The 11,214-nt window shown below is 64.7% G+C and carries 9 protein-coding genes and 1 tRNA gene; all 10 read left to right on the top strand.

Going from position 1 to position 11,214, the window contains the following annotated elements; genetic code table 11:
• Positions 1-3 precede the first annotated feature (3 nt).
• The 10 genes from GGQ88_RS12955 (at position 4) to obgE (ending at position 11,130) form a co-directional block, all read left to right on the top strand.
• Positions 4-978 (top strand): cell division protein FtsQ/DivIB, encoded by a 975-nt coding sequence (locus tag GGQ88_RS12955; protein WP_183613860.1) that lies wholly within the window; start codon positions 4-6, stop codon positions 976-978.
• Positions 979-986: 8 nt separating this feature from the next.
• Positions 987-2,267, top strand: coding sequence for a cell division protein FtsA (ftsA, locus tag GGQ88_RS12950; RefSeq protein WP_183613859.1), 1,281 nt, complete (start codon positions 987-989; stop codon positions 2,265-2,267).
• Positions 2,268-2,443: 176 nt separating this feature from the next.
• The gene (gene ftsZ / locus GGQ88_RS12945; protein WP_183613858.1) at positions 2,444-3,910 is read left to right on the top strand and encodes a cell division protein FtsZ; all 1,467 of its coding nucleotides are present in this window, start codon (positions 2,444-2,446) and stop codon (positions 3,908-3,910) included.
• Between the two features lie 90 nt (positions 3,911-4,000).
• Positions 4,001-6,244 (top strand): SPOR domain-containing protein, encoded by a 2,244-nt coding sequence (locus tag GGQ88_RS12940; RefSeq protein WP_183613857.1) that lies wholly within the window; start codon positions 4,001-4,003, stop codon positions 6,242-6,244.
• A gap of 201 nt (positions 6,245-6,445) precedes the next feature.
• Positions 6,446-6,949: a type III secretion system chaperone family protein gene (locus tag GGQ88_RS12935; RefSeq protein WP_183613856.1), complete on the top strand. Its 504-nt coding sequence runs from the start codon at positions 6,446-6,448 to the stop codon at positions 6,947-6,949.
• Between the two features lie 153 nt (positions 6,950-7,102).
• Positions 7,103-7,915: a pyrroline-5-carboxylate reductase gene (proC, locus tag GGQ88_RS12930; RefSeq protein ID WP_425490447.1), complete on the top strand. Its 813-nt coding sequence runs from the start codon at positions 7,103-7,105 to the stop codon at positions 7,913-7,915.
• A 122-nt stretch (positions 7,916-8,037) separates the two neighbouring features.
• Positions 8,038-8,796, top strand: a complete 759-nt coding sequence (locus tag GGQ88_RS12925; RefSeq protein ID WP_183613855.1) for a Bax inhibitor-1/YccA family protein — start codon at positions 8,038-8,040, stop codon at positions 8,794-8,796.
• A 191-nt stretch (positions 8,797-8,987) separates the two neighbouring features.
• Positions 8,988-9,722, top strand: coding sequence for a hypothetical protein (locus GGQ88_RS12920; protein ID WP_183613854.1), 735 nt, complete (start codon positions 8,988-8,990; stop codon positions 9,720-9,722).
• A 108-nt stretch (positions 9,723-9,830) separates the two neighbouring features.
• Positions 9,831-9,906, top strand: a tRNA-Ala gene (locus GGQ88_RS12915).
• Between the two features lie 165 nt (positions 9,907-10,071).
• Positions 10,072-11,130: a GTPase ObgE gene (gene obgE / locus GGQ88_RS12910; protein ID WP_183613853.1), complete on the top strand. Its 1,059-nt coding sequence runs from the start codon at positions 10,072-10,074 to the stop codon at positions 11,128-11,130.
• Positions 11,131-11,214 lie beyond the last annotated feature (84 nt).

The following is an 11,214-nucleotide window of genomic DNA, read 5'->3' as shown; positions in this document are numbered from 1 at the left end:
ACCATGGCGCAGACCATCAAGCGCGGCGGCAAGGGCGTTCGTCGCGCCGCCGCCGCCCGCACCACGCAGCGCAAGGTTCGCACCGCGCGCCAGCAGACCGGATCGCTGCTCGACAGCGTCGTCCGCTGGCTACCGTTCAGCGAGGAGACGCTGCACCGCATCGTGATGACCGTCATCCTCGCCATTGCCGCCGTGCTGGTCTGGACTGTCGCGGTCATGGCCGGCGTGCCCGCGCTCGTGTCAGAGCAGACCGCGCTGATCGCGTCTGACGCAGGCTTCAAGGTCAGCCACCTTGAAGTGCGCGGCGTCAACCGCATGAACGAACTCAAGATCTACGAACGCATCCTGGGGCAGAACGACCGCGCGATGACGACGCTCGATCTGGCGTCGCTGCGCGATGAGCTCAATGAACTGCCGTGGGTCAAGGACGCCCGTGTCTCGCGCAAGCTGCCCGACACGCTGGTGATCGACATCGTCGAGCGCACCCCCCACGCGGTGCTGCGCAAGCCCGACCGCATGGTCCTGATCGACGAGACCGGCACTGAGCTCGAGACGGTAAAACCCGCCAATGCCAAGGGCATGCTGGTGCTATCAGGCCTCGGCGTCGGCCAGCGCGTCGAGGATCTCACCCATCTGCTCGAAGCCGCGCCCGCCTTGAAGCCGCAAGTCAGCGAGGCCGAATGGGTCGGCAACCGCCGCTGGAACCTGACATTCAAGACCGATCAGGTACTCGCTCTGCCCGAAGGCGATGAAAAGGCTGCCAGTGCCCTGCTCAGCTTTGCGCGCATGGACGGCGTCAATCGCCTGCTCGGCGGAAAAGTTGCCGCGTTCGATATGCGCGCGCCCGACCGCATCTACATGCGCGTCCCCGGCCACGCCGACGAGGTCGCCGCCGAAAAGCGCGCGGTCGATCAGGCCAAGGCCGAAGCCAAGCGCGCCGCCACAAGCAAGCCCTCAGCCAAAGCCGAAGAGGGCTGATCTTTTAGATGGCAACCCCCCGCATCACCAAGGTTTTTGCAGCCGTAAACGTCGGGTCGTTCCGCGTGTCCGCGATGATCGCCGGGCTGTCCGAAACCGGCGAGATGGTCGTGCTGGGATCGGGCCATCGCGCCGCGCAGGGGATCAAGCGCGGTTACGTCACCGATATGCAGGCGGCCACGCATTCGGTGCGCGACGCGATCGAACGCGCCGAGAAGATGGCCAACATCGGCATCCAGAAGGTCTGGATCGGGTGCTCGGGGGCAGGGCTTGCCAGCACCACTGCGCGGGTCGAAGTCGAAGTCGGCGGGCGGCGGATCGAACAAGACGATATCGAACACCTGCTTGTCGCCGGGCGCGAAGTGATCGAACCCGATGGCCGCACCGTGCTCCACGCCCAGCCCGCGCACTACACGCTTGATGGCGCGCACGGCGTGCCCAATCCCAAGGGCCTCCATGCCGAACGGCTGGCGGTCGATATCCATGTCATGCTCGCCGACGGCGCGCCGATCCGCAACCTGACCGAGGCGGTGCAGAACGCGCATCTCGATGTGGAGGCCGTCGTCGGCTCGCCCGTCGCCGCAGGCCACGCCTGCCTCAGCCCCGAAGAGCGCGAACTCGGCGTTGCACTGGTCGAATTTGGCGCGGAAGTTACCACCGTTTCGGTTTATGCCGCGGGCATGCTGCTCGGCATGCAGGTCATCCAGTACGGGTCGGGCGACATCACCGATGCCATCGCGTCCGCATTCGGCATCCGCCGCTATCAGGCAGAGCGACTCAAGTGCATGTCCGGCTCGGCCATCGCCAGCCCAGCCGATCACCGCGAGATGATCCCGGTCAACGCACCCGGCGATCCCGAAGGCGGACCGGTGGCCCGCCACGCGGACGACAAGAACCGCATTCCCCGCGCCGAACTGATCTCGGTCATTACCCAGCAACTCGGCTTCTTTACGGAAGAGGTATCCAAGTCGCTGAAGTCCATGGGCTTTGTCGGTCAGACCGGGCAGCAGGTCGTGCTGACCGGCGGCGGGGCGCAGCTTCCCGGGCTTGCCGACTACACGCAGTCTGCCTTGGGGCGTCCGGTCCGGATCGGATCGCCACCGACCATGCTCGGCCTGCCGCCGGGACATGCCACGCCCAGTTCGTCGACGCTGGTCGGGCTCGTCCTGTTTGCGGCCGCTGATCCGGTCGATATCCGCGCGATCGGCCCGGCCTACACACCCACAGGATCGTACAAGGGCATGAAGCTGGCGAGTCGGTTAGTGAAAGCGGTAAAGGATTATTTCTGACGGCGTTATCCACCGCTCCACCTCGGAAACGGTGTAATTACAGACGCTCTGGGTGATCCAACCTGTGGAAAAGGTCAAACTTGCTTTGATTCGCCGGACTGCAATGTGCAACAGGTAACCATAGAAATTTTTCGCGCCGCCACCGGCGCCAGAATGACCCGTTTGGGAGACCGACAATGAGCATCAACATCGGACCGCCGGCCATCGACGAACTTCGTCCCCGGATTACGGTGATCGGCGTCGGCGGTGCTGGCGGCAACGCCATCGCCAACATGATCAACGCCAAGATCGAAGGCGTCGAATTCGTCGTCGTCAACACCGATGCGCAGGCGCTGAACAATTCGATCGTCGACAACCGCATTCAGCTCGGGCCTGACATCACGCAGGGTCTCGGCGCAGGCGCACGTCCCGAAGTCGGTCGTGCCGCTGCCGAAGAAACGCTCGAAGAGCTCGAGCGCGCGCTTGAAGGCGTGCACATGGTGTTCATCGCGGCCGGCATGGGCGGCGGCACCGGCACCGGCGCTGCTCCGGTCATCGCCGAAGCCGCGCGCCGCAAGGGCGTGCTGACGGTCGGTGTCGTGACCAAGCCGTTCATGTTCGAAGGCGCGCGCCGCATGCGCGCCGCCGAAGCGGGCATTGAGGAACTGCAGAAGCACGTCGACACGCTGATCGTCATTCCCAACCAGAACCTGTTCCTTGTCGCCAGTGCCGATACTACGTTCAAGCAGGCCTTTGAGCTCGCCGACGAAGTGCTCCAGCAGGGTGTCCGCTCGATCACCGACCTGATGGTCATGCCAGGCCTGATCAACCTCGACTTTGCCGACGTCCGCTCGGTCATGGGCGAAATGGGCAAGGCGATGATGGGTACGGGCGAGGGCGAAGGCCCCAACCGTGCGCTCGAAGCCGCCGAACGCGCCATCGCCAATCCGCTGCTCGACGGCGTGTCGATGCAGGGCGCCAAGGGCGTGATCATCTCGATCATCGGCGGCGACGACATGAAGCTGCTTGAAGTTGACGAAGCGGCCAACCACATCCGCGAACTGGTCGATCCCAACGCCAACATCATCTGGGGCTCGGCGTTCAACCCCGACCTCGATGGCAAGATCCGCGTATCGGTCGTCGCCACCGGCATCGAACAGAGCGCCGAACAGGCCGAAGTCGCCGCGCGCCCCGTCACCATCCCATCCACCTCGCGTGGTCCTGCGGTGCCGGCATCCGGCTCGATGGCACCTGCGCCTTTTGCACCGGCACCTGCCGCAGCGTCGGCACCTCAAGCAACCGCACAGCCAAGCTGGACGCCAGCAACCGAACAGGTTCAACCGGTACAGCCCGCCGATCCAGAGCCCGATACGCTCGACCTTACCGAGCTTCAGGAAGAGCCTCAGGCCGATGAACTTCTTCTCGGTGGAGACGATGCACCGGTCACAGCCGAAGTGGCTCCACAAGCCGCTCCCGAGCCTGCGCCTGCCATGCCGCGCCTCGGTCGCGGACCCGAAGCAGCACCGGCCAAGCCGGGCAGCGGCAGCACGCTGTTCGAACGCATGGCCAATCTGTCGCGCGGCAGTCGCGAAGACGAGGACGATGGCGATGACGGCAGCGCGTTGAACATCCCGCGCTTCCTCGGCCGCCAGAACAATCAGTAAGACACAACATGTTGCGGCGGTGACCTCGTTGCCGCCGCTTCATGTTCGGGCCTGTATGAGTGCGGCTGAATGAAACAACGCTACACCATCATGTCCCGTATGAAATTCATGCACGGCACGGCCCTATCCCTTGCGCTGGCCATCGCGGCGCCCGCAGTTGCCCAAGTCGATGACGATCCCGATGGTCCGACCACGATATCGCGCCCGGTCGTACAGTCGACCGCGCCAAGCCCAAGCCGTGAACTGAACGCCGCTCTTGCGCGACTCGCTTCGGATCCGCGCAATGTCCCCGCACTCACTGATGCGGCAGATGCGGCGCTCAAGCTGGGTGATAGCGACGCGGCGATCGGCTTCCTTTCGCGCGCCAACGAAGCACAGCCGAACAACACCCGCTCGAAGGTCCTGCTCGGCAAGGCTTATCTCGTCGCCGAGAATCCGGTCGATGCGATCCGCGCCTTCGACGATGCCGAGCGCGCGGGTGCCGATACTTTCGCGATGGCGGGCGACCGAGCGCTGGCTTACGATCTGGTCGGTGACAACGCCCGCGCCCAACGCTGGTATCAGGTCGCCGCAAGCCGGGGCGGCGATGACGAACTGACCCGCCGCCACGCGCTCAGCCTGGCCATATCGGGCGACCGGCGCGGCGCAGAAGCGCTGATCGCGCCGCTGATCGCCAAGCAGGACCGCGCCACCTGGCGCACCCGCACATTCGTCATGGCCGTCACCGGCGGCCCGGACGAGGCCGTCGCGGTCGCCTACGCATCGATGCCGCAGGAGCTGGCGTCCAGCATCGCGCCGTACCTGCGCTACATGCCGCGCCTGACCCCTGCGCAACAGGCGGCGGCTGCAAACTTCGGCCGCTTCCCGCGGGCTGCAGATATTGGCCGCGATGATGCGCGCATCGCGCAGTACGCCGCGCTCAACCCGCGCTCGCCGCGCTATGCCGAGGCAAGCCTGACGCCGACCGGCGCACCGCTGGGTCCCAACTCGGACAAGCCCAGCCGGGAAAAGCGTCGTCGTCCGGGCAAGGAGCAGGTTAAGGTCGCCGCCTCAGCCTCGCTGCAGCCGGGCCGCATTCCGACGCCCTCGATCACCCAGCCGACCGCGACCGCCCTGCCGCCATCGCCCACCACGCGTTACGTCGCGGCAACGACTACTTCGACACCGACACCGAATCCCGTCCCCGCCCAAGCGGCACGGCCCACCGTGCTTTCGGCGCTCGACGTCCCGCCTGGAACGACGCGGCCACCGGTCGGCCCCATCCGCCGCACGACCACGCCGACAACGACAGCCCCCAGTTCAGCCACGGCGATCCCCTCGGTACCGACGCGCTACGCCTCGGCACAGCCCGTGGTTCAGCCGCTGCCATCTACGGTCCGTCCGGCAACATCCGCGCCGACGACCACAACAGCGCTGACGGCACCGTCCTATACGCCGCTGACTTCGACCCCCGCACTGGCGACTCCTCGTCCGGGTACGACGGCCACAACGGCCGCTCCGATCGCGACAGCGCCAACGACAGCGACAGCGAGCGCACCAGCCACGCCGTCGATTGCGCTTCCCGACACCAAATCCAGTGGCGCTGCCGCCGTCAGTCCGGCAGCGTCTGGCTCGAGTTTCGACCTCGCGCGGCTCGCTCCCTCATCAACCGCTCAGCCGCTACCGCAAACGACATCGCCAGCGGCAAACCCCGTCACCTCGCCCCCGTCTCCCGCCCCTACCCAAATCGCATCGGCGCAAGGCATTTCGACCGGTTCCGCATCAGTGCCGGAGAGCACCGCGACGCCGGATAAGCCTGCCGATTTTGTGTCGCTTTTCAAAAGTTTCGCGCCTCCTGCCGAGGAGCGTCAGCCAGCAGTTGCGGCGGTCGACATCACGCGCCTTCCGCCAAAGCCGGTCATCAAGTCAGACCCGCGCGGCGAGCGTCCCGACGCCCCGTCCGACGTCTCGCGCACCGCTGCCAAGGAGCCTCCGGCCAAGATCGCTGCCACTGCCAAGGCAGCTGCCAAGACCGCGCAGGACGCCAAGGATGCCAAGGCGAAGAAGGCCGCGCCAAGCCATCCAAGCCGCATCTGGGTCCAGGTCCTGACCGGCGCAAACAAGGACATGATGGACAACGAGTGGCGCCGCCTGGTCAAGGAAGCGCCCGAAGTCCTGCGCGGCCGCAAGCCCTACATGTCGCCTTGGCGCAGCAACTTCCGCCTGCTCACAGGCCCGTTCGAAAGCGAGGCCTCGGCGCAGGACATCATCGCCAAACTGCGCAAGAGCGGCGTCTCCAGCTATCAGTGGACCAGCCCTGCCGGCCAGGCCGTCGATACCCTCGCGCTCAAGTGACGAGCGCTAGGGGGGCGGCTTGTTCACCCCTTGTCCACAGCTTTCCCACAAGCTTATCGAGTTTTGCCCAACCGCCTGTTAACCCACGATTGTCGTTGAGGGGGTCCAGCCCCATGGACAGGACAACGGCGGGCCGGGCAAATCGCCTTGCCGGGGGCCGACCATTCCGGGAGGCGCAGCAAAGTGTTCAGGGGACGTACCATGCGTACCGGCCATGACGACAACGAGCGCGACGAGGCGGCGCCGGTCGACATGATCGCCTCGTTGTTCGAGGCGCGCGGCTGGCCGTGCGAATTTGTTTCGGACGACGAAGTCAGCGGCGAGGTGCAGGGGTCGTGGGCCAGCTACCAGGTTCGCGCGATCTGGCGTGCCGAAGATCACGTCCTCCAGATCCTCTGCCTGCCCGACATCCGCATCGCTGACGACAAGCGGCCCCAGGTCTTTGAACTGATGGCACTCATTAATGAGCAGGTGTGGATCGGTCACTTCGATATCTGGTCGAACGGCGCGGTCCTGCTCTATCGCCACGGCCTGATGCTCGGCGACGATGGCCTGCTCAGCCTGAGCCAGGCGCAAGCCGCGATCGAGGCAGCCGTCGACGAATGCGACCGTTTCTACCCGGCATTCCAGTTCGTCCTGTGGGGTGACAAGAGCCCGGTCGAAGCGCTCGCCAGCGCGATGGTCGATGCGGCAGGCGAAGCGTAACGCGGGGCCATTGATACTACCGCGTCCCCGCGAAGGCGGGGACCTCAGGCCGGATAGCGCCCCCCTAGAGGCCCGAGGCCCCCGCCTTCGCGGGGGAGCGGGTTGTCATTGTTTGGTCACTCGCCAATGAGAGCGCCAACGTTTCGAGGAAGAATGCCGATGATCATGTCCATCCTCCAATTCGGCTGCGGCAACATGGGCGGGGCCATGCTCAAAGGCTGGCTCGCGGGCGGGTTCGCGCCGCAATCGTTCACGATAGTCGATCCATACCTTGAGACCGCACCGGCGGGTGTGCGGTTGCTCGGCGCGGCGCCTGAAGGCGAGGGTGCGTTCGAAGTGGTCCTGCTGGGGTTCAAGCCGCAGCAACTGCCCGACGCAGCACGCGCAATCGCACCTTCGATCGGCCCGCAGACGCTGTTGCTGTCGATCCTTGCAGGCGTGGATATCGCGACATTGCGGAGCCATTTCCCGCTTGCGCGCGCGATCGTCCGGGTCATGCCCAATCTGGCTGCGGCGCTGGGCAAGTCCCCGATCGCGCTGGTCGGTGACGCCGACGAGGCTGCCCGTGCGCAGAGCGACGCGCTGATGGCGCCGCTGGGTCAGGCCGAGTGGCTTTCGGACGAGGACCAGATGGATCTGGTGACTGCGCTGGCGGGATCGGGTCCCGCCTTCGTCTACCGGTTTATCGATGCGCTGGCACAAGGTGCCGCCGAACTCGGCCTACCTCGCGATCAGGCCGACCGGCTGGCGCTGTCGATGGTCGAAGGGGCGGCGATGCTCGCGGCAGGCTCCGACCATGCGCCTGCAGAACTTGCGCGGCGCGTAGCCAGCCCCGGCGGCGTGACCCAAGTCGGGATAGATGTTCTCGACGCGGACGACCGCCTTGTGTCGCTGATGACGGATACCTTGCGCGGCGCGCGGGATCGCAGTGCCGAGATGACGCGGCAGGCGCAGGCGAAAACCTGAGTTCAGCAACAATTCGTTACAATTGATTGCCAATCCGTTATGCCGGTTTCGCTTGAAACAAGGGCACACTGCGACGATATTCGTATTACGTGGTCATTGTGGCCACAGAACGGAGCTTGAAAATGGCAAATTGGAATGACCCCCGGCCCACCGGAACGGGCTTCGGCGTGTCTCCGAGCCTTTCCGGCGCTCAGGGCCGCACCGAAGTCTTCGATGCCGGCCTGCGCCGCCACATGCTGTCGATCTACAATTATATGGCCTCGGGCGTTCTGCTTTCGGGCGTCGTCGCGCTGCTGTTCTCGATGGGCGGCCCTACGTCGCTTGCCGCCAGCGTGTTCGTGAATGGCGGTCCGCTTGCGTGGCTGATCATCCTGTCGCCGCTCGCAATCGTCATGGCGATGAGTTTTGGCCAGAACAAGTTCTCGACCCCGACGCTTCAGATCATGTTCTGGGGCTTTGCGACCCTGATGGGCCTGTCGCTCTCGACGGTGCTGCTGGTCTATACCGGCGCGTCGGTAGCCACGACGTTCTTCGCCACGGCCGGTGCATTCGCTGGACTTAGCCTCTATGGTTACACCACCAAGAAGGACCTGTCCGGTATGGGCAGCTTCCTGGTGATGGGTGTGATCGGCCTGTTGCTGGCTTCGGTACTCAACATGTTCCTGAAGTCTTCGGGGCTGCAGTGGGCGATCAGCTTCCTCGGCGTGCTGATCTTCGCGGGCCTCACCGCCTATGATACGCAGCGTCTCAAGGAGCAGTATGCTTATGTCGCGGGTACGGAATTTGCCGGCAAGGCCGTCGTTCTCGGCGCGCTGAGCCTGTACCTCGACTTCATCAACATGTTCCAGTTCCTGCTGCAATTCATGGGCGATCGTCGCTGATCAACCTATTGACGCGGTTGAATTTTCAATTGGTCTCAAATTGCCCGGCGAGCTTCGTGCTCGCCGGGTCTTTCGTGCGTTTAGGGATTCTCAAAGCGCTCTTGCCGCGCTAGTACCTGTCTTCAGCTTGCAGCAAGGATGCCGCGCTCAGGATTGCACCTTGAGCGAGAGGGTCGTCCGGGGGATTGCCAATGTTCCGTTACCGGCGCGCGATTGCGCCATTCGTCTGTGTTTCCGCGTTGGCAATCGGTCTGGCGTCCTGCGCGCCCAAGCCGATCCCGATGATCGTGCCGCCACCCCCGCCGCCCAAGGTCGTGGTCCCGCCGCCAAAGCCCACGCCGCCGAACGGGGCATCGGACAATATCTATCTTCCCCCCGCCGACGCCAACGGTCTGCGCCAGTCGGTAAACCGCAATATCTCGACCAACCAGATGGTCTGGAACCTGCGTTCGGCGTATAACGTTGCCGCGCTCAATTGCAGTGCGCCCAAGCACGCCGAGATCCTGCCGCGGTACAAGGAATTCCTCACTGCGCACGGCAAGACGCTGAACGCTGTCAACAAGAAGATCGATGCCGAGTTCAAGCAGCGGTATGGGGCGAAATACATCGCCCCTCGTGAAAGCTATCTGACTTCGCTCTACAATCACTATGCGCTCCCGCCCACGATTGATGACTTCTGCGACGCGGTGACAGCCGTGACGCGCGACGGCATCGGCGTCAAATCGACCGAGTTGGAAGCCTTTGCCGTGCGCAGCCTGCCCAGCATCGAAGTCGTGTTCGACGATTTCTACCGTCGCTACGAGGCCTATCGCATCGCGCTGGCCGAATGGCGGGCGCAGTACGCTCCGGTGCCGGTGGTCGCGCGGCCGATGCCGGCCTCCACGGTGGTGCTGCCGATGGAGCCCGTTGGCACTGGCGCAAACTGACCGTCTACGGGGCTTCGACGCCGCAAAATTGGTCTGGTAACACCGGGAGCGCTGCGCTAAGGGCGGGCGCTCCTGGCAGGACTTGTCTTGTCGGGCGATACCGGGAACGGGGCCGTAGCTCAGATGGGAGAGCGCGTCGTTCGCAATGACGAGGTCAGGGGTTCGATCCCCCTCGGCTCCACCAGGTATCACCGGGACCGCATGTTTCAGGCAGGCCTTGCGCGGTTCTTCTGGTCGGCATTGTTCGACAGGCTCTCCTCGAACGGGTACACCAGCCGCGTTTTCGGGTGCAGTCTGTTGCGGCGGTTGTCGGTTGCATCCGGGCCTGTTGTTGGACCAGTGACCCGTCATGCATTTTCTCGACCAGGCAAAGATTTTCATCCGTTCGGGCGCGGGCGGCCCAGGCGCGGTCGCATTCCGGCGCGAGAAGTACGAGGAATACGGCGGTCCTAACGGCGGCAGCGGTGGCAAGGGTGGCGATATCGTGTTCGAGGCCGTCGCCGGCCTCAATACGCTGATCGACTTCCGCTATACCCAGCATTTCAAGGCGCAGCGCGGCCATGGCGGCATGGGCACCAACCGCACCGGCGCGGGCGGTAATGATCTGGTGATCAAGGTGCCCGTCGGAACGCAAGTGCTCGACGATGATCGCGAAACCGTGCTGCTCGATCTGACCGAAGTCGGCGAGCGCGTGGTCCTGCTGCGTGGCGGAGAGGGCGGACGCGGCAACGCGTCTTACAAAAGCTCGACCAACCGCGCCCCGCGCCAGTCCGGCCCCGGCTGGCCCGGCGAGGAAATGTATGTCTGGCTGCGGCTAAAGCTGCTCGCCGACGCTGGCCTCGTCGGTCTGCCAAATGCGGGCAAATCGACGTTCATCAACCAGATCACCAATACCAAGGCCAAGGTCGGCGAATATGCCTTCACGACGCTTCGTCCTCAGCTTGGCGTGGTCCGCCACCGCGCGCGCGAATTCGTGCTGGCCGACATCCCCGGCCTAATTGAGGGCGCGGCTGATGGTGCGGGGATCGGCGACCGCTTCCTCGGGCACATCGAACGCTGCCGCGTGCTGATTCATCTGGTCGACATTCACAGCGATACAGATCCGGTCGAAGCGATGCGTGTCGTCGAGGGCGAACTCGAAGCCTATGGCATGGGCCTTGGCGACAAGGCGCGGCTGGTGGCGCTCAACAAGATCGATCTGGTCGATACCGAACTGGTCAACGCCTTCGCCAAGGAACTGCTCGAAGCCGGCGCAACGCGCGTATTCCCGATCTCGGCCGCGACCGGCAAGGGGATCGATGCGCTGCTGGACGCGGTGCTCGACCACTTGCCGGCAGCGACCATCACCGAACGCCCGACGGGCGAGGTCGAGAATGCAGAGGACGCCAAGCCCTGGTCCCCGCTCTGATGCTTCGACACGCTCAGCATGAGCGGTTGCGGGATCACACCGGTGCCCGCTCGACCTGAGCCTGTCGAAGGGCGCTCGTGTATC

Origin of the sequence: Novosphingobium hassiacum (assembly GCF_014196055.1) — a bacterium.
In the GTDB taxonomy this organism is placed as follows: domain Bacteria; phylum Pseudomonadota; class Alphaproteobacteria; order Sphingomonadales; family Sphingomonadaceae; genus Novosphingobium; species Novosphingobium hassiacum.
This window is presented reverse-complemented; position numbering and strand designations above follow the sequence as displayed.